At 31.6% G+C, this 20,661-nt stretch carries 13 protein-coding genes and 1 tRNA gene; 11 read left to right on the top strand and 3 right to left on the bottom strand.

All coding sequences use genetic code 11. The features are described 5' to 3' along the window. The first annotated feature begins 265 nt into the window (after window positions 1–265). From ES045_RS13125 to ES045_RS16770, 5 genes are all read left to right on the top strand, one after another. A complete protein-coding gene (locus ES045_RS13125) occupies window positions 266–8,083 on the top strand; it encodes a PKD domain-containing protein (protein ID WP_189663106.1) in 7,818 nt (2,605 codons plus the stop codon). A 1-nt stretch (window position 8,084) separates the two neighbouring features. Beyond that, window positions 8,085–9,083, top strand: coding sequence for a PorP/SprF family type IX secretion system membrane protein (locus ES045_RS13120; protein WP_147116744.1), 999 nt, complete (start codon window positions 8,085–8,087; stop codon window positions 9,081–9,083). Window positions 9,084–9,173: 90 nt separating this feature from the next. Continuing rightward, window positions 9,174–9,491, top strand: a complete 318-nt coding sequence (locus tag ES045_RS16690) for a transposase (RefSeq protein WP_223267252.1) — start codon at window positions 9,174–9,176, stop codon at window positions 9,489–9,491. 163 nt (window positions 9,492–9,654) lie between these two features. After that, a complete protein-coding gene (locus ES045_RS16775) occupies window positions 9,655–10,035 on the top strand; it encodes a transposase (RefSeq protein WP_262712869.1) in 381 nt (126 codons plus the stop codon). Beyond that, window positions 10,004–10,501: a transposase gene (locus ES045_RS16770; protein WP_317131313.1), complete on the top strand. Its 498-nt coding sequence runs from the start codon at window positions 10,004–10,006 to the stop codon at window positions 10,499–10,501. Before ES045_RS16775 ends, ES045_RS16770 begins: the two co-directional genes overlap by 32 nt. 177 nt (window positions 10,502–10,678) lie before the next feature. Here ES045_RS16770 and ES045_RS13110 read toward each other — a convergent pair. Then, window positions 10,679–10,751: transfer RNA gene (locus ES045_RS13110), tRNA-Met, on the bottom strand. A 181-nt stretch (window positions 10,752–10,932) separates the two neighbouring features. Between ES045_RS13110 and era the strand changes: the two genes are divergently transcribed. Then, entirely contained in the window at window positions 10,933–11,817 is an 885-nt protein-coding gene (gene era / locus ES045_RS13105) for a GTPase Era (protein WP_147116743.1), read from the top strand. A gap of 65 nt (window positions 11,818–11,882) precedes the next feature. Here era and ES045_RS13100 read toward each other — a convergent pair whose 3' ends face one another. Beyond that, a complete protein-coding gene (locus ES045_RS13100; protein ID WP_147116742.1) occupies window positions 11,883–12,386 on the bottom strand; it encodes a GTP-binding protein in 504 nt (167 codons plus the stop codon). Between the two features lie 298 nt (window positions 12,387–12,684). Here ES045_RS13100 and der point away from each other — a divergent pair, with 298 nt between their 5' ends. Both der and ES045_RS13090 read left to right on the top strand, forming a co-directional pair. Beyond that, window positions 12,685–13,995, top strand: a complete 1,311-nt coding sequence (der, locus tag ES045_RS13095) for a ribosome biogenesis GTPase Der (protein WP_100946316.1) — start codon at window positions 12,685–12,687, stop codon at window positions 13,993–13,995. A 131-nt stretch (window positions 13,996–14,126) separates the two neighbouring features. Further along, the gene (locus ES045_RS13090) at window positions 14,127–16,514 is read left to right on the top strand and encodes a GAF domain-containing protein (protein WP_147116741.1); all 2,388 of its coding nucleotides are present in this window, start codon (window positions 14,127–14,129) and stop codon (window positions 16,512–16,514) included. 131 nt (window positions 16,515–16,645) lie between these two features. On the opposite strand, the gene ES045_RS13085 is transcribed toward ES045_RS13090, so the two are convergent. Next, on the bottom strand, window positions 16,646–17,848 hold the full coding sequence (locus tag ES045_RS13085) for a Pycsar system effector family protein (protein WP_147116740.1): 1,203 nt from the start codon (window positions 17,846–17,848) through the stop codon (window positions 16,646–16,648). Between the two features lie 173 nt (window positions 17,849–18,021). Between ES045_RS13085 and msrB the strand changes: the two genes are divergently transcribed. From msrB to ES045_RS13070, 3 genes are all read left to right on the top strand, one after another. Further along, complete coding sequence (gene msrB / locus ES045_RS13080; protein WP_147116739.1) at window positions 18,022–18,474, top strand: peptide-methionine (R)-S-oxide reductase MsrB; 453 nt, start codon at window positions 18,022–18,024, stop codon at window positions 18,472–18,474. Between the two features lies 1 nt (window position 18,475). Further along, entirely contained in the window at window positions 18,476–19,012 is a 537-nt protein-coding gene (msrA, locus tag ES045_RS13075) for a peptide-methionine (S)-S-oxide reductase MsrA (protein WP_147116738.1), read from the top strand. 65 nt (window positions 19,013–19,077) lie between these two features. Continuing rightward, window positions 19,078–20,634 carry a protein adenylyltransferase SelO gene (locus ES045_RS13070; protein ID WP_147116737.1) on the top strand — a complete coding sequence of 519 codons (1,557 nt, stop codon included), beginning with the start codon at window positions 19,078–19,080 and terminating at the stop codon, window positions 20,632–20,634. Window positions 20,635–20,661: the final 27 nt, after the last annotated feature.

Here is a 20,661-nt window from a genome sequence, read left to right as displayed (position 1 = left end):
ATATATATATATATAGAAAAAATTAAGAAGAGAGATCGAGAAGATGATCAAGCAAGACAATTAGCGATGATTTCTGCTTTGAAAGGAAATTAAAATAACAAAGCTTAAAACAGTTACAAACTACTCTTTTACAATTAGATTTGTTATATTTGATTTTGAAATAAGAAAGAAAAACCGAAATTGCAAAACCTGCTTGAAATAGATGCAATCTATTTTATGTATCAAATTTATAAATTTTGATGTAAAAGTAGCTCCCAAAACAAGCATGAAAATTAAAAAAGCATTCTCCGACTACTTTAAAAATAAGACATATTATATTACTTTGTTTCTTGTCTGTGGTATTTTATTAAATACCTATGCTGATTTAAGTAACTCTAAATTATTTGATTTTTCTGAAGGTTTATCTGCAACTATCTCTGTTAGTAAAACTACTATTTGCATAAATGAATCTACTACTGTTACTTTTGAAGCAAAAGAAGGTACAGCTCCTTTCATTTTTACATATACAATAGCTGGTGTTGAAGACATAAAGAAAACAGTAGGCTCTGCAGATAAAACAATCTCTTTTGACTTTAACAACTCCACTCCAAAAGACTATGTTTTTATTTTAACAAAAGTAGAAGATAGTCTTGGAGAAATAGTTAATATAACAAATCAAGAAGAAACCATAACTGTAAACGCACCTCCAACTGTAGATTTTTCATTTAACAATGACAGTGCTTGTTCAGGAGAAACAATTCAATTCACTAATAATTCAACTGGAGCTGGAACTTTAACTTACAGTTGGGACTTTGCTGACGGAACTCCTATATCAACACAACCAAACCCAACACATATTTTTGACGCTCTTGGTTGCGGAACCAAAACGTTTAATGTTATGTTAACAGTAACTGATGAAAATGGATGCTCTTCTTCAAAATCTAAAGCTATTACTGTAAAAGAAAAACCTGAACTTAAATTTAGAGATTTAGCAGGAGAAGATTTCAGTAATTGTAATAGTAATAGTAATACAGATAGTTATGAAATTACAGTAGAAGATATTGCTTTTTCTACCTGTAACATCGCTTTTTTTGTGGATTGGGGAGATGGAACTACTCCTTCAGCAGTAACTTTTCCTGCCAATCACACTTATTCTAATATAGGCGTTTACACAATGAAAATTAAAGGGGTAAACGGTGATGGTTGTGAAAATGAGGTGTCGTATATAGTAAAAAACATCAGTAACCCAGGTGGAAGTATTGAAAGTCCTGGAAACACAAGTAATTTATGTATTGTAAATTCAGATTTAATTTTCGGAATAGGTAAATATGAATCTAATTCACCTGATACTACCTATGAAATTGATTTTGGAGATAGTAGTCCAACAGAAATTTATACTCAGACAGAGATAGAAAATAATAATCAAATTTCACATAAGTATGAAAAAGGAAGCTGTTCTGAACCTGATGGTCAATTTATAGTGACTTTGTACGTAAATAATGCTTGTAAAACTACTACTTTTCAGGTTGATAGTGTAATAATTCTAGAGCCTTCTTCCGCAGAATTTGAATCCATTGATAATAGTTGTATTAATACTAGCATAGTCTTCAATAACAAATCAATAATAGGAAACGGCAACAATTGTACGGTAGAAGCAGATTTTACTTGGGATTTTGGGGATGGTAGTACCATAGAAAGATTCATTTCAATTAATGGTATAAATAATATAGAACATACTTATACTCAAGCAGGAACATATACTGTAACTCTTACAGTAGGTAATAATAAATGTGGAACAGATGTTTTTACAAAAGAAATCTGTATCGAACCAGAAATTACAACTAGTTTTTCCGTAGACAACGAAGAAGGTTGTATCCCATTAACTGTAAAAACCACAAATTCTACAGATGAATCAGAGTTGTGTAGTAAATCGCCAACTTATTTATGGACCGTAAATTATACTTCTGATAACTGTGGAACATCTGATAATTGGGAATTTACAAATAGCACAAATAAAAATTCAGAAAATCCGGAATTCATATTTAATAATCCTGGAAAATATACACTAACACAAAAAATAACTACAGAATGCGGAACAAAATCTGCCACAAAAATAATTGATGTAAAAAAACCACCAACTGTTAACATTCAAGAAATTATTGATGCTTGTGGAAATACAACTATTAACCCAACAGCAACTGTAGAGAATTGCACTACTAACACAGGTTCAATAATCTATAATTGGACTTTTACTGGTGGAACACCTGAAAATTCAACGGATTTAAACCCTGGAAACATTGAATATACTACCCCAGGGAAGCATACAATTACATTAGAAGTAACTAGTGAATGTGGCGTTTCTAATACTGCATCTCAAGAGTTTGAAGTTTTTGAAAAGCCAATTATTATAAATACAGACTTAACACAAGAAATTTGCTCAGCTCAAAGCACTTCCGAAATTATTCTAAACACAGATAACCCAAATACAACATTTTCTTGGACTGCAATTGCTACTCCCGGCATATCAGGTTTTCTAACAAGCGGAAACTCAAAGACCATACCTGCTCAGATATTAACCAATTCAGAAAATAGCGTAGGTACAGTTACCTATACTGCTATTCCTAAATTGGGGACTTGTGAAGGTGATTCAGTAGAATTTATAGTAACAGTAAATCCTGCTCCAATATTTACTACACAACCAATTTCTTCTGAAATTTGTTTGGGAGGAACTGCAACTCCTCTAGAAGTAGCGTATCAAAATGGAACAGAAGCTCCAAGTTATCAATGGTATTCAAATATTGATGATGATAATACTACTGGAACTGAAATTACTGGTAAAACAGATACTAACTATACTCCGCCAGCAAATACTGTTGGAGAAACCTTTTATTATGTAGAAATTTCTTTCGCTTCTGGTGGTTGTGATAAAATTACATCAAACACAGCTAACGTAAATGTTGTTCCGCAAATAGCTGTAGATCCTGTTACGACTCCACAAACAATTTGTGTGGGTGGAAATGCAGGTGAGTTAGAGGTTACCTTTTCTGGAGGAACTGGAAACCCAACCTATCAATGGTTTTCGAATACTAACAATACAAATACGGGTGGAAGTAAAATTACTGGTGCAACAGCTTCAACATTTACTCCAAACACTTTTTCTTCAAATGGAAATTTCTATTATTATGCAAAAATTTATTTAGATGGAAATGGTTGTAATACTGACACAAGTGGGGTTTTTGAAATTAATGTGCTGACAGATCCAATTATTGACACGCAACCAATTTCAAGTCAAGAATTATGTCAGAGTGCAACACCGTTAGATTTAAACGTAACTGTTTCTGGAGGAACTACTTCTACTAAAAACTATCAATGGTATCAAAACAACAGCAATTCCAATACCGGTGGAACTTTAATCTCTGGTGCAAATGCAACAACTTATACTCCAACGACTACAAGCGTTGGTACTTTTTATTATTATGTAATTGTTTCTCAAACTGAATCTGATTGCAGTGTTACAAGTACAATTTCACAATTAAAAGTAAACGAAGCACCAATCATTACTACCCAACCAGCTCCTTATGAAATTTGTTTGGACGGAACTGCAACAACTTTAGAAGTTGCATATATAAACGGAACAGGAACTGCAACTTATCAATGGTTTTCGAATACTACAGATGTAAATTCTGGTGGAAATCCTATTGCTAGTGAAACTAATAACACTTACAATCCGCCAACTTCAACGGTGGGTGAAATCTTCTATTATGCTGAAATTTCTTTTACTACTGGTGGTTGTGATAAAATTGTTTCTAATACTGCAAGTGTTAAAGTTCAACCACAAATAACAGTAAATGCTATTGCAGATCCGCAAACAATTTGTGTGGGTGGAAATGCAGGTGAGTTAGAGGTTACCTTTTCTGGTGGAACAGGAAACCCAACTTATCAGTGGTTTTCTAATACTACGAATTCAAATACGGGTGGAAGTGAAATTGATAGCATAACAAATTCAACATTTACACCAAATTCTTTTTCTACAGATGGTACTTTCTATTATTATGTAGAAATCTCTTTAAATGGAAATGGATGCAATACTGCCACAAGTGGGGTTTTTGAAATTAATGTGCTGACAGATCCAATTATTGACACACAACCAATTGCAAGTCAAGAATTATGTCAAAGTGCAATACCAACTGACTTAATAGTTGTTGCTTCTGGCGGAACAACTTCTGATATAAACTATCAATGGTACCAAAATAATAGCAATTCAAATACAGGTGGAACTTTAATTCCAACTGCAAATTCAGCAACTTACATGCCAGTAACCACAAGTGTTGGTACTTTCTATTATTATGTAATTGTTTCTCAAACTGAATCTGATTGTAGCGTTACAAGTGATGTTTCAATACTAAAAGTAAACGAAGCACCAATATTTTCTAAACAACCAATTGCTTCTGAAATTTGTTTAAATGGGTCTGCTACAACTTTAGAAGTGGCATACACCAACGGAACAGGAACTCCAACGTATCAATGGTTTTCAAATGTAACAGATGTAAATTCTGGCGGAAATCCTATTGCTGGCGAAACTAATAATTCTTACAATCCGCCAGCAAATACTGTTGGAGAAACCTTTTATTATATAGAAGTTTCTTTTACTACTGGTGGTTGTGATAAAATTGTTTCTAATACTGCAAGTGTTAAAGTTGAACCACAAATAACAGTAAATCCTGTTGCAGATCCGCAAACAATTTGTGTTGGAGGAACAACTAACGAAATGGAAGTTACTTTTTCGGGAGGAACAGGAAATCCTTCTTATCAATGGTTTTCCAATACAGCCAATTCAAATATTGATGGAATAGTAATTGCTAGTGCAACAGATTCTAAATTCACTCCAAATCCTTTTTCTTCTAACGGTGCTTTCTATTTTTATGCGGAAATTTATTTAGATGGAAATGGTTGTTCGCTTGCTAAAAGTGATGCTTTTGAAATTAAAGTGCTAACAGATCCTGTTATTGATACACAACCAATTGCTAGTCAAGAATTATGTCAAAGTGCAATACCAACTGACTTAATAGTTGTTGCTTCTGGCGGAACAACTTCTGATATAAACTATCAATGGTACCAAAATAATAGCAATTCAAATACAGGTGGAACTTTAATTCCAACTGCAAATTCAGCAACTTACATGCCAGTAACCACAAGTGTTGGTACTTTCTATTATTATGTAATTGTTTCTCAAACTGAATCTGATTGCAGCGCTACAAGTGATGTTTCAAAACTAAAAGTAAACGAAGCACCAATATTTTCTAAACAACCAATTGCTTCTGAAATTTGTTTAAATGGGTCTGCTACAACTTTAGAAGTTGATTACACAAACGGAACAGGAACTGCAACCTATCAATGGTTTTCCAATACAACAGATGTAAATTCTGGCGGAAATCCTATTGCAGGTGAAACTAATAATTCTTACAATCCGCCAACAGATGCAGTTGGAGAAATCTTCTATTATGCTGAGATTTCTTTCTCAACTGGTGGTTGTAATAAAATTGTTTCTAGTACTGCAAGTGTTATTGTAAACGAAATACCAGTAATTAATTCCGCAGAAACAACTATTTATAGCGAAGCTACTTTTATTTTTAACCCAAACTCTATTATAGGAAACACCGTTCCGTTAGGAACAAAATATACTTGGTCTGCTCCTATTTTTAATCCTGCTGGGTCAATTATAGGCGCTTCTTCAGAAACAATACCACAAGATCAAATAAGTCAGACTTTAGAAAATACCGGAACTTCACCCATAAAGGTTTTTTACACTATTACTCCTGCAACTATAAAATGTACAGGAAGTCCTTTTACATTAGAAGTTACTGTAAACCCAAGTATCAATTCTAATGCAGCTGTTCTAAATAACAGTTGTTTTCAATCTAATGATGCTTCAATATCAACAAATATTATTGGAGGAATACCTTTTGAAACAGGTAGTCCCTATTTAATTTTCTGGACTGGACCAAATGGCTTTACCTCAACAGATGCAAGCATTACTAATTTAGAAGTAGGATTATACACCTTAAAAATTGAAGATAGAGATGGCTTTTCTATTACTAAAGAATTTACTATAATACAACCTAATATTTTATCCATTTCTAAAGATGTAGAAAAAAACATTTCTTGTTTTGAAGGAAATGATGGCGCAATCGAAGTAACAATTTCTGGCGGAACTTTTCCTTATAGTTATAATTGGATAACAACTGATGGTGCAGGAATTGTGCAAAACTTTAAAAATCAAAATACATTAACTGCTGGAACATACACATTAGAAATTACTGACAAAAACAACTGTACCATAGCTACTAATTTTAGACTTACCGAACCAGACGGACTAAAAATAGAAACCGTTTCTAAACAAGAAATTTTATGTTTTGAAGGTGCAACTGGTGCTGTAGAAATTAATGTTTCTGGAGGAACACTTGTAGAAATATCTCCTGGTGTTTTTGACTATTTATATAATTGGTCTGGCCCGAATGGATTTATAAGTTCATCAAAAAATATTAACAATCTAGTTGCAGGAACTTACATTATAGCTGTTACAGATAATTTAGGTTGTACAACAAATGCTTCTATTATTATAAATCAATCTTCAGAAATTGAAATAAGTTACACAAAAACAGATGTAACTTGTTACGGCCAAACAAATGGGGCAATCGATGTGACTGTAATTGGTGGTAAAGCACCTTATATAATATCTTGGAGCAATCTAGCAAACGGATTCTCCTTATCTAATTTATCTGGAAATACTTATACCGCTACAATTACAGATGCTAATAATTGTATTGAACAAGTTTCAATAATTATTGAACAACCGATATTTTTTACAGCACCAATTATAACTCCTATTTCTTGTAACGGGGAAAATGATGGTGTTATCGATTTAAATTTGTCTGGCGGAATACCCCCTATTACTGTTACTTGGAGTGATGATGCTAGTGCCGGTTTGCAAAGAAACAATCTTGCATCCGGAACGTACACTGTAATTATTTTAGATAGCGATGAAGATCAATGTCCTATAGAACAAACATTTACCTTAACAAACCCACCTGCAATAGCCGTTTCTACATCCATAGTTAATGCCATAGATTGCAATATTGTAAATAGTGGTAGCATCGATTTAGACGTTTCTGGAGGTACAGCTCCTTATTCTTACAGCTGGAGCAATGGTGAGGCAACTCAAGATTTATTAGGTATTTCTGCTGGTGATTATTCTGTAGAAATTACAGATGCAAATGGCTGTAGCATAACGAAGCTATTTAATATATTTAGACAAGACCCCATTAACATCAACTTCGAAGAAACCATTATAACAGATTGCTATTTAAAAATAGTGAGTAAACAGGTCGAAGCAAACGTAACTGGAGGTTATTTACCTTACACATATACTTGGTCTGCAGGAACAGTTTCTGGTTTAGACAATAGTATTATGACAACTTCTAAAAATGGTTCATATGTTTTAACAATTACTGATAATAAAGGCTGCACAGAAAGTAAATCGTTCTTAATTAATGTACCTACAATTGGTGATACCGATTTTAGATATAGCGCTTTTTCTTTAAACAAGTATGATTTACTCTCTATAGAAGACCCTCTTCAATTTACAAATCTTTCTACAGGAGATTATTCTAGTATTACTTGGGATTTTGGAGATGGAAGTCCAATTACAACCGAAGTTAACCCGGTACATACATATGATGAAGTAGGTACTTTTACGGTAACATTAAAAGTAACATATGATGCTGGTTGTACAGAAATTGTAGAACGAATTGTAAACATTACAAAAGGTTATTCTTTAATAAACCCAACTGCTTTTACACCAAACGGAGATGGTTATAATGAAGCAATAAGGCCTTCTTACAGAGGTTTTATGGAGATAGAAATGACAATTTACAGTACTTGGGGAACAACCATTTATTATGAAAAAGGCACAAACTTAAATGGTTGGAACGGTACTATAAAAGGACAACCTGCAGAGAACGGAAACTATGTAATGGTTGTAAGAGGACTTACCTTCTACAAGAAAGAAATTACAACATCTACACCATTAACACTACTAAAGTAAGATGAAAAAAAACATACTCTTACTCTTTTTTTTGGCAAGTCTACAAGGGTATACACAAGACGTTATATTCTCACAAAACTTCTTGGTTCCAGAAACATTAAATTCTTCATTCACCGGAGCAATTAGAAGCACCAAAGTTGGTGCTGTGTTTAGATCTCAATGGAGAAATACTGCTTTTAAAACAAACTCTAATTATGCTTTTTTTGATACTTGGTTCGAAGGTTACAAAACAGGAATTGGCGTTAGTTTCTTAAATCAGACAGAAAGTGCTTCAACCTACACATTTAATCAAATGAATTTAAATTATGCGATGGCATTTCAAATAAGTGACGCTTGGTATTTTAGACCTAATATTTCTGCAGGTTTTGGAATGAAAAATTACGGATTTCAAAATCTATTATTAGAAGATCAAATCAATTTAAATACCAGCACTGTAAATACAGCTACATTAGACCCTATATTATTAAGAGAGCAACGAAATTTCTTTGATTTTAGCTCTTCAATTTTATTTAATAATGAAGATTCTTGGATTGGTTTAACAATAAAACATCTAAACAAACCTAATATTTCTTTAACTGAAAACGGTAATGTTCCTTTGGATGTATTTTGGTCTGTTCACACAAAATATTATTTACCCTTTTTAGAAAATTACAGAACATGGTTTTCTAGTAAAAGTAAAGTATATCTTTTGTCTAATTTTATGATGCAAGGCAAGTTTAACAGATTAGACATAGGTGGTCAATATGTATTTGATGATGCTTTTTCTTTCGGAATTACCGCAGCTGCATCACCTATAAAAAATGACGACAATGCTTCTTTAATTAGTTCAATTAGCACCTTTGCAAGTGTTAGATGGCAAGGTTTTCGTTTTGGATATTCATATGACTTTAACACAACCGCGCTTTTAAACACCGGCGGTATTCATGAATTTTCTATTTCTTATGACTTTGATATTAATATAAGAGCATTAGAAAGATATAAATGCGTCCCTTTTTTCTAATCTTATAAAACACTTATTTATTTTCGATCAATACAAAAAGTTGTGGAGTAAATTAAAAATCAAGAACTTTGGCTTCAAATTATTTCTATTTTGGATACTTCAATTGAACTTGCTAAATTACTATTACCAGAAATTCTTGTTGATTATTTTAAACTCACCAAACACGAGATCAAGAACGAAGAGCTTCATTTCTATTTTACAGAATTAAACAATATTCCCGAAGAATTTAAAGACATTAAATTAAGTTCTAAGGGCTTCTTTCCTAAGGCTACAGTTCAAGATTTCCCTATACTTAGCAAGAATGTTTTTCTACATATAATTAGACGGCGTTGGTGGAGTGAAGCTTCCAAAGAAGTAGTCATAAGAGATTGGCAATTAGTAGCTAAAGGTACTAGAATTACTAGTTAATTTGCTGCTTTTTTAAAAGGTATCAGTCAGTAATAATGCTTCTAGTACAAGCCTTGTCGCAAACTTTTACGGAGTAAATCCTCGAAATTTACAAAGACAATATAAAGAGTATTTAAGTGATTTTAACCTATGGGATCAAAAGTCACATGCTAAAGAATGGTTGTTGTTCTGCAAGAATATTGGTGAATATATTTCAATTGATGAAACTGCTTTTTCTAATGGAGATTTATACACTATTGTAACCAATAAAAATGCGCAAGGAAAAAAAGGTGCATTAGTTGCTATGATTAAAGGAACTAAGGCAGAAACCGTTATAAGAATACTTCTGAAAACCCCTTTAAAACAACGAAAAAGAGTAAAAGAAGTAACCTTAGATATGTCAGCAAATATGAGGTTAATCGTTAAAAAATCATTCCCACAAGCCACTCAGGTTATAGATCGGTTCTATGTTCAAAAACTAGTCTTAGATGCACTACAAGAAATTAGAATTAAACACCGTTGGGATGCTTTAGATAAAAAAAAACGACGCAATAGAACACGCTAGAGACAATTCTTTAAAATATTCACCTGAACTACTACCAAATAGAGATACGATAAAACAATTATTAGCCAAAAGTAGGTATTTATTATATAAATCCAGCAGTAAATGGACTAAAAATCAGCATCAAAGAGCTAAAATACTATTTGAACGATATCCAGATTTAGAAAAACCCTACAAACTATGCCAAAATTTATCTTGGATTTATAATCAAACAAAAGATAAAACCTCCCCTTTATTAAGACTTGCAAAATGGGATGAAAAAGTGAGGAAAGCACAGTTTAAAATCTTCAGTAGCATATCTAGAACAATGTCTATACATTATCAAAACATCCTCAACTATTTTGATAACAGAAGCACAAACGCGTCTGCAGAATCTTTCAATACTAAAATTAAAGCATTTAGAGCTCAATTTAGAGGTGTTAGGAATATAGAAATCTTCCTTTTTAAACTCTCAAATATTTATGCCTAATTCTTAAATCCCACAACTTTTGGTATTGATCACTTAAAATCTAAATTCCACAACTTTTGGACTTGATCCGTAAAAACGTGTACGTTTTCGTGTACGTTTTGTAAAAGTAAGGAATTTAAAAGCATAAAAAAACGGTTCGTGTAACACGAACCGTTGATTTTATTGACTTTAAACTAGTAGCGGGAACTGGACTCGAACCAGTGACCTTCGGGTTATGAGCCCGACGAGCTACCTACTGCTCTATCCCGCGTTGTGATTTCGAAAATAATGACTTAGCTTTTAACTCTCGACTCATAAACTCGATCCGTTATTTCCGACTGCAAAGATACATCTAAACTAAACAACTGACCAAACTTTTTTTATATTATTTTTTAATTATTTTTTAATCCCCTAAATTCTAATCAAATATAAAAAGTAATTACCTTTGCAACATGACACATAAAGCAGGTTTTGTAAATATTATAGGAAATCCTAACGTAGGTAAATCAACATTAATGAATGCATTAGTAGGTGAAAAACTATCTATCATCACAGCTAAAGCACAGACTACAAGGCATCGTATCTTAGGAATTGTAAATGAAGATAATTATCAAATTGTGTTTTCGGATACGCCAGGTATTATAAAACCAGCTTATGAATTGCAAGCTTCTATGATGGATTTTGTAAAATCTGCCTTCGAGGATGCAGATATTCTAATCTATATGGTAGAAGTTGGTGAAAAAGAATTAAAAAATGAGGCTTTTTTCAACAGAATCATTCATAGTGAAATTCCTGTTATTTTATTATTGAATAAAATTGACAGATCTTCTCAAGAAGAAGTAGAAGAAAAAATAGAATATTGGAGAGAAAAAGTACCCAATGCAGAAGTGTTTGTAATTTCTGCTTTAGAGGGCTTTGGAGTTTCTGCTGTTTATGAAAAAATAAAGGAATTATTACCAGAAGGTCCTGGATTTTATCCGAAGGATCAACTAACAGACAAACCAGAACGTTTTTTTGTGAATGAAAAAATTAGAGAGAAAATTCTAATTCATTATAAGAAAGAAATTCCGTATTCTGTAGAAGTAGAAACAGAAGAGTTTACAGAAGAAGAACATATTGTTAGAATTCGTTCTATTATTATGGTAGAAAGAGAAACTCAAAAAGGAATTATCATTGGTCACAAAGGTGCTGCTCTTAAAAGAGTTGGAGCAGAAGCTAGAAAAGATTTAGAAAAATTCTTTGAGAAAAAAGTTTTTATAGAACTATACGTAAAAGTGAATAAAAACTGGCGTAGTGATAGAATTCAACTGAAGCGTTTTGGATATAATCAGAAATAATTAAAAATTACTATAAAGCTAGACTTGAGTTTATTTTAAATTATTATTCCCGTGAGAACGGGAATTTAAATATTTTCGATCATAAAATCGTGTAATTCTTGCATTTGAGATTTGCCTGTATCTTTCCCCATTTTTCCTAAAAAATACAACGAAACCCAAATTAAGGGTAAGAAAATCATCATTATTAATGGAAAGAGAAAAGATTCTTTTAAAGAAATTCTAGTGTATAATAGTATACAAAACCCTAAAAATAAAGTTCCAATTATAAAATGGACAAACATAAAGAGCGTCCAAACTTGTGGTTTTGGTCCAAAAAGTCCTTTTAATTCAGATTCTTTGTCGGATTTCTCTATAACTTCTAAATGCAATTGAGGTGACCAAAAATGTTCTTTTTTCTTAGGAACCGAAATAAAAATATGCCCATCTACAACATTACCTCTAAAAGGTATTTCTTCTTTTTGCAACACTTCAGCAAAACCATTTAAAATATCTTTAGCATTCTCTTCTAAAACAATAGAAAATCGTGGTCTTAGAAAGATTTCGCTATTTCTTTTTTCTTCTGCAATCATTTTTTAAATGTAATTAAAAATTCTGTTTCTTTGACAATTCAATCTATTTTCATCAAAAAAACAATTGACTACTTCTTAATTAGCTTCAATTATAGAAAACTAGTTTCATCAAAAGCCGGTAAATATAGTTTTATTACATAATGATAAAAATAAACAACCTAAAACACTTTTAAAAACAACTATTAATTTGATGATTAAAGCAACAAATAACAATGTTCGTTTTTGTTTTTTAAAGACTTCATTTTTAGCATCTTTCTTACAACCTTAAATTGTATCTTTGCAAAAAATTTGAATTCAAATGAATAGTATTGTTGCCATTGTAGGAAGACCAAATGTAGGAAAGTCAACGCTTTTTAATAGACTGGTACAGAGAAGAGACGCTATTGTAGACTCTGTAAGTGGAGTTACAAGAGATAGACATTATGGAAAATCTGACTGGAATGGAAAAGAATTTTCTGTTATAGACACAGGTGGTTACAGCATTGGTTCTGATGATATTTTTGAAGAAGAAATAAGAAAACAAGTTGCTTTAGCTATTGAAGAAGCAGATATTATTGTATTTGTTGTAGATGTTGAAGAAGGTATTACACCGATGGATGCTGAAGTTGCAAAAATTTTACGCAAAGTAAAAAAACCAATTTTTGTTACTGTTAATAAAGTTGACAATGCAATGCGAGATGCAGATGCAGTTGAGTTTTATAACTTAGGTTTAGGTGGTTATCATACAATTTCTTCTATTAACGGAAGTGGAACTGGTGATTTATTAGATGTAATTGTAGCGAAAATGCCAGCGCCAGAAGAAGTAGATCTAGAAAAAGTAGATTTACCAAGATTTGCTGTTGTTGGAAGACCAAATGCAGGGAAATCTTCTTTTATAAACGCTTTAATAGGTAAAGATAGAAATATTGTAACCGATATTGCTGGTACAACAAGAGATTCTATCGATACAAAATACAACCGTTTTGGTTTTGATTTTAATTTAGTAGATACTGCCGGAATAAGAAAAAAATCGAAAGTAAAAGAAGATTTAGAGTTCTATTCTGTAATGCGTGCTGTACGTTCTATAGAATATGCAGATGTTATTATCTTAGTAGTAGATGCTACTCGTGGTTTTGAAGGCCAAGATCAAAGTATCTTTTGGTTGGCAGAAAAAAATAGAAAAGGTGTTGTTATCTTAATAAATAAGTGGGATTTAGTAGAGAAAGAAACCAATACAATGCGCGATTTTGAAGCCATGGTTAGAAAACAAATTGAGCCTTTTACAGATGTGCCAATTGTATTTACTTCTGTGCTAACAAAGCAACGTTTATACAAAGCCATTGAAACTGCTGTAGAGGTTTTTGAAAGAAGAAAATTCAAAATATCTACAAGTAAATTGAATGATGTGATGCTAGACATCGTAAAAAGTTACCCGCCACCAGCTACAAAAGGGAAATTTGTAAAAATAAAATACTGTATGCAGTTACCTACCTTAACGCCTCAATTTGCGTTCTTCTGTAACTTACCACAATATGTTAGAGACCCTTACAAACGTTTCTTAGAAAACAAACTAAGAGATATGTACGATTTCTCTGGTGTACCAATTACTATTTATTTTAGACAGAAATAATATTAAATTCCTTATTATTTAAACTCGAAAACTTTCATTTTTATGCTTTTTAAGTGTAAAAATGAAAGTAACTATTCTTTAAAACGACTATTAATTTACAATTTTGTAAATTTGTCAAATATTTTTAAAAGATGAAAATTTTAGAATCGAGTTTAGTAAATAAAGTTGAGTTACCACTACAACTAAATATTTCTTTCAAAAAGATCTTTAATCTTTTTGAAAAGTATACAGATGTAGCCTACAAAACACACCCGCTTCATAGTTCTTCTATAGAAATGGTAAAGATGTTTGATAAAAACCCAGCACTAAATGATGGTTTTTCAGATTATTCATTACTAGAAAAATATAAGGAAGAAATCAATTTACTTTTAGCTCCTTTGTTTCCAGAACCTTTGCTGTTAAACGAAATAAAAGCAGCGAGTGTTCCTTTTTCTTTTACATCTTTTAAATTTACAGATCGTTTTCAAAATATTTTAGACAATGCTGGTGATGATTATGAATTTACAGTAAGAAATTTTGAAGATGAAAGTACATATATTTTGGCATGTACTTTTATATTAAGCTTTGTTTACGGCTATAATATTGATGTAAAAAGACCCTTTTACTTCGATATTCCAGACAAAACTACGGGTACTATGAAGTATTACAGAGCTGCTTTTAATGGCGATTTCTCTGAAATTATTCCCACAGAAAATGCCCCTACTGTTACCAAAGAATGCTTTAGAGAATTATTAAATAGTTTCGATAATATAGACCTATGGAAAAAGAAATTCCCACCAAACAGTTATATTTTTAAAGGATTTGGTATCATTAATTTATTTGATGTTACTTCAGAAGAAATGTTATCCTCTATAAAAGCAAATTTATTAGAGAGTGATGATAATGTAATTTTTAAACTTCAAAATAATTTAAGAGATTTTTATGCAATTAAAAATTTAAAATTAGGCTACTCTATTTTCGATAACCTAAATGAAAAACTTTGTGAAACTATTGTTAATAAATCGAATAGCATCATATTAAATAATAAAGAGGAAATTAATTGTTCTTCGAATTATTTTTGCGATGATATTATTCAAAAAGTTTTTAAAGACCACCAGACTTTTGTTATTTCAGACTTAGAAGAATATGGTAAAAAAACAGATAAGAATCTTTTTTACCATAACCTATATGATGGCGGAATTCAAAGTATTATTCTAATACCAATTAAGGCTTCAAAAAATGGAGATTTAGCACTGTTAGAAATAGCATCTCCGAATGCTTATGATTTAAACTCTGTTAACATTAATAAATTAAAAGACATCATTCCTGTTTTTGAAGCTGCTGTTAAAAGAACATCAGAAGAAAGACAAAATGTATTAGAAGCCACTATTCAAGAAAACTATACCTCTATTCATAATTCTGTAAAATGGCGTTTTTACGAAGCAGCAGAAAGGTATCACACAGAATCTCAAACGAATGAAAATGCCAAATTAGACGAAATTGTATTTAAAGATGTGTATCCTTTATTTGGGCAAAGTGATATAAAGGGTTCTTCGGAAGCTAGAAATACAGCCATCAAAGAAGATTTAATAACACAATTATCTTTGGCTATTTCCGTTTTAAAAGATGCTTGTAAAACAGAAAAACTACCGATCTACAGCGAGTTAATGTATCGTGTTTCTACATTTTTAAAAGATGTTAAAGAAGATTTAAATGCGGGTGATGAAATTAACATTCTAGACTTTTTACAGCGAGAAATTTATCCTGTTTTTAATCATATTAAAGAAATTAATACAGCCCTCTCTAAAAAGGTAGACATATATATGAATCGTTTAGACAAAGATTTAAACGTAGTATATGAGAAAAGAAAAGATTACGAAAAAAGTGTAAATCTAATCAATGAAAAATTATCTAAATACATCGATAAAAAACAAAAAGACGCCCAAAAAATGTATCCGCATTATTTTGAACGCTATAAAACAGACGGAGTTGAATTTAACATGTACATAGGAGAATCTATTACAAAAAAGAATTCTTTTGACGTTATTTATCTGTATAACTTGCGTTTGTGGCAATTACAAACCATGTGTGAAATGGAGAACATTGCTTATTCTTTAACAGACACAATGCCAAATAACTTAAGAGTTGCTTCTTTAGTTTTAGTTCATAGCAACCCAATGGCTATTAAATTTAGAATGGACGAAAAGCAGTTTGATGTAGATGGTGCTTATAATATTCGGTATGAAATTATTAAAAAAAGAATAGATAAAGCACACATAAAAAACACAAAAGAAAGAATTACACAACCTGGTAAAATTGCCATTATTTATTCTCAAGACAAAGATGCATTAGAGTATGTAAAATATATAAACTTCTTACAATCTAAAAAACAATTAGGTACTATTGAGTTTTTAGAGCTAGAGGATTTACAAGGTGTTTCTGGCTTAAAGGCACTAAGAGTAGCGGTTATTTATCAGAAAAATTTTGATGAGAAAAAAAGTATCACGTTAAAAGACTTAATAAAACAAATTGAAGCTTAGAAGCTATTTCTCTCTGTTTTATTAAGTCTTTTGTACGAGCTAAAACCCATTTCTATTCTATAAAAATTTGATACTTCTAATCTCTATTTTATAATATTAAGATTAGAAATAACACTCCTATTTATGTACTTTTAAACAAAAGACTCTTTGTATTTAAAAGAGATTGCAAAAGCTAAAACACTTACAATAATACCAATCATAAAAACGGTATAGGTAATTCTTAAAATTTTGTATTTTCTATTTAAAACCAACCCTAAGAAGTACAAATCTTTCGTTAAAGAGCTGTATAAATAATCTCTATCGACCATCATTTCTGAAATTCCCCACTCAAAATCATCTAATTTCATTTGATGAAAATTCCCGAAGAACAATAAATTTACTTTTTTATTAGCAACATCTTCTTTAGTAAACTTACCTTCTGTAACATTAGGTCTCGTTGCTAAAATAGACAAAACAATAGATGCAACTGTAAAAGCAACAAAAATAATAGTTGGTATTAATAAGTGTGAGTTAGAAGGATTGTCTAATTTTGGTAATAAATTAGACAGGGCTAAAGAAACTATAATAGCATTTACAGAAAGTAAAATATTGGCTTTTGTATCTGCAATATTACTTAAGGTCATGTGATTTCTAAGCGCAACTCTAAACATTGTTTCTACACCACGTTCGGGCACTTCACTTTTAATCTTCTTTAAATCTAAAGCAACTTCTTTCTGGTTAAATTTCTTATTCTCACTTCTAAGTTTTTTTTGATTTTTTAAAAGTTTTGCTAAATTCTTTTCCTTACCCTTAGTCCAGTTTCTTAAAGCAAAATCTGTATAATATTTATGTTTCTGAGTTAAGAAAGATAAATTTAGTTCAATCCATTCAGATTGCGTGTATATTTTTTCCGAAGACAACTCCCATTCTTTTCTTAATAAAGACGTTAAATCTAAAAAACTCTTAGAAGCTAAATGCGCACAATCTGCATCTCTTATAATTTCTTCTAGATTATTTTTTGGCACATAATTTACTTCAGTAGCTAAAATTATAGCAACAACTCTTTCAACTCTCTTTACAGAAACATTTTTAGCTGTTAAAAACGCTGTAGCAATTTGTGCACTTTTTTCTTCATGATTCTTAGCACCATCTACATAACCTGTGTCATGAAACCAAGCTGCTATTACTAAATCTTCTAATGCGGTTGGCTCAAGCGCTAAGTTTTCTGCTATTTCCTTAGATTTTGCTACAACCCTTTGCGTATGGGCAAGGTTATGATACACAAAATTTGGATGTATATTTTCATTTAAAAAACTAAAAATAAATTTTTCTACTTCTATAATTAATGCATTCATAATATAATTTTAAACAAAAATAAACAATTAATAATGCCTTCTTTTTGTATGAATTTTGTCGTAAATTTAGGTATTGCTTTCGGCAATTGCAAAATTTATTTTTTTGTAAGTTGAAGGTACGTTTTTCGTCTAATAAAAGATCGTTAACAATTAAAAAAAGACAAGAAATTAATATGCTTACTTGGAAAGAAATTATCAGTTTTACAGCAAAAGGAAATCCAACTCCAGAAAAAAGAGTTGAAAAATCTGAAGGAGAATGGAAGAACCTCTTAACACCAGAACAGTTTAGAATTACAAGACAAAAAGGCACAGAAAGTCCAAACTCCGGTACTTTATGTAGTATTTATGATGAAGGTCAATACAATTGTACTTGTTGCAACACCCCTTTATTCGATTCTACAATAAAGTTCGATTCGAGTTCTGGATGGCCAAGTTTTACACAACCCATTAAAGAGAACGCCATTAAATATCACAAAGACGTTTCTTTTGGTATGGTTAGAGTTGAAGTAATGTGTAATACTTGTGACGCACATTTAGGACATATTTTTCCTGATGGCCCAGAACCAAGTGGACTGCGTTATTGTGTGAATTCTGAATCTATGCAATTAGAGAAAGGAAATTCTTAAGATGCATAACAATTTACAAATTGCCACTTTAGGAGGTGGATGTTTTTGGTGTACAGAAGCTGTATTCCAAGAAGTAAAAGGCGTAGAAAAAGTAATTTCTGGTTATGCTGGTGGCAATGTCCCTGGAGAACCAACTTATAGAGAAATTTGTTCTGGTTTAACAGGTCATGCAGAAGTAATTCAAATTTATTTTGATGAAAAAATTATTTCTTATGAAGACATATTAGTCATTTTTATGACCACACATAATCCAACAACATTAAACCAGCAAGGTGCAGATAGAGGAACACAATACAGATCTGTAATTTACTACGGTAATGAAAATCAGCAAAAAATTGCAGCAGAAGTTTTAAAGCAAATTCAAGCGTATTATGATGATAAGGTCGTTACCGAATTAAGTGCACTGCCTACTTTTTATATAGCTACGCAAGAGCATCAAGATTTTTATAAAAACAATAACGGACAAGGGTATTGTACTTTTGTAATAGAACCTAAGTTGGCAAAATTGAGACAATTACATGCTGATAAACTAAAATAAAGAACGAAAGTTCTTTGCTAAACTAGACAAGTGAATCAATCTTCTTGTCAAAGAAATAAAAAAATTTGAATTTAAACATAAAAAACACTTTTACTACAGAATTGCCTGCCGATTCTAATTTAGAAAACACAAGAAGACAAGTTGTAAATGCTGCTTTTTCTTTTGCAAATCCAAAGAAAACTGCAAAGCCAGAAGTGGTACACGTTTCACAAGAAATGGCTACTGAGTTGGGTATTTCATCTGCAGAAACACAAGCTGAATTCTTTAAAAATATTGTTACCGGAAACGAAATTTATCCGAATACAAAACCCTATGCAATGTGTTATGCAGGGCATCAATTTGGCAATTGGGCAGGACAATTAGGTGACGGAAGAGCGATTAATTTGTTTGAAGTTGAACATCAAAATAAAAATTGGAAAGTACAATTAAAAGGTGCTGGTGAAACGCCGTATTCTAGAACTGCAGATGGTTTGGCAGTTTTGCGTTCATCTGTAAGAGAATATTTATGCAGCGAAGCCATGTTTCATTTAGGCGTGCCTACAACTAGAGCTTTGTCTTTAAGTTTGTCTGGTGATGCTGTAATGCGAGATGTTTTATATGACGGCAATCCTGCTTATGAAAAAGGTGCTATTGTTTCTAGAATTTCTCCTTCGTTCTTGCGTTTTGGTAGTTTCGAGATTTTTACAGCAAGAAAGGATCTTGAAAATTTAAAGAATTTGGTAGATTATACCATCAAACATCATTTCCCACATTTAGGAGCGCCTTCTAAAGAAAATTACATCCACTTTTTTAAGGAGGTTTCAGAACAGACTTTAGAAATGATTATTCATTGGCAACGTGTTGGTTTTGTGCACGGAGTAATGAATACAGATAACATGTCTATTTTAGGCTTAACCATAGATTTCGGACCATATGGATGGTTAGAAGGCTTCGATTTTGGTTGGACGCCAAATACAACCGACAGTCAGCATAAACGTTACCGATACGGAAATCAGCCAAATATTGGTTTGTGGAATTTGTACCAACTAGCGAATGCTTTATATCCAATAATTGAAGAAGTGGAGCCTTTAAATGCCATTTTAGAGCAATACAAACTCGATTTTGAAGTAAAATCTTTACAGATGATGAAATCTAAATTAGGTTTATGTACTTCGGATGAAGAGGATTTAGAACTGATTCAAAATTTAGAAGATACTTTACAATTGGTAGAAACAGACATGACTATTTTCTTTAGAAATTTAAGTAATTTCACGGATAAAGAAGCTGGCTTAGAATTGATAAAAGAAGCTTTTTACGACTTTGAAAACATTTCTGATGAAGTTCTAAATAGTTGGAACTTGTGGTTTAAAAAATATGATGATAGACTTCAAATAGAACGCACTTCATCCGAAGAAAGAAAGGAAAAAATGGATCTAATAAATCCTAAATATGTGCTTAGAAATTACATGTCTCAACTAGCAATTGACGAAGCAGATAAAGGAAATTACACTTTAATTGATGAATTATTTCAACTCTTAAAAAGACCGTATGCTGAACAACCAAAAAACAAAAAATGGTTTGCAAAAAGACCAGAATGGGCACGAAATAAAGTGGGTTGCTCCATGTTAAGTTGCAGCTCTTAAAACTATATACAATTAAGACCTCACAGG

The sequence above is a fragment of the Polaribacter sp. IC073 genome (assembly GCF_007997075.1).
Lineage (GTDB): Bacteria > Bacteroidota > Bacteroidia > Flavobacteriales > Flavobacteriaceae > Polaribacter.
The sequence above is the reverse complement of the archived record's forward strand: the minus strand, read 5'-3'. Positions and strand labels throughout refer to the sequence as shown.

What these genes read in the sequence shown, in the direction of transcription:
- ES045_RS13100 (WP_147116742.1), bottom strand. Translation starts at nt 12,386, where the DNA reads ATGATTGCAGAAGAAAAAAGAAATAGCGAAATCTTTCTAAGACCACGA.
- ES045_RS13120 (WP_147116744.1), top strand. Translation starts at nt 8,085, where the DNA reads ATGAAAAAAAACATACTCTTACTCTTTTTTTTGGCAAGTCTACAAGGG.
- der (WP_100946316.1), top strand. Translation starts at nt 12,685, where the DNA reads ATGAATAGTATTGTTGCCATTGTAGGAAGACCAAATGTAGGAAAGTCA.
- ES045_RS13085 (WP_147116740.1), bottom strand. Translation starts at nt 17,848, where the DNA reads ATGAATGCATTAATTATAGAAGTAGAAAAATTTATTTTTAGTTTTTTA.
- msrA (WP_147116738.1), top strand. Translation starts at nt 18,476, where the DNA reads ATGCATAACAATTTACAAATTGCCACTTTAGGAGGTGGATGTTTTTGG.
- ES045_RS13125 (WP_189663106.1), top strand. Translation starts at nt 266, where the DNA reads ATGAAAATTAAAAAAGCATTCTCCGACTACTTTAAAAATAAGACATAT.
- msrB (WP_147116739.1), top strand. Translation starts at nt 18,022, where the DNA reads ATGCTTACTTGGAAAGAAATTATCAGTTTTACAGCAAAAGGAAATCCA.
- era (WP_147116743.1), top strand. Translation starts at nt 10,933, where the DNA reads ATGACACATAAAGCAGGTTTTGTAAATATTATAGGAAATCCTAACGTA.
- ES045_RS13090 (WP_147116741.1), top strand. Translation starts at nt 14,127, where the DNA reads ATGAAAATTTTAGAATCGAGTTTAGTAAATAAAGTTGAGTTACCACTA.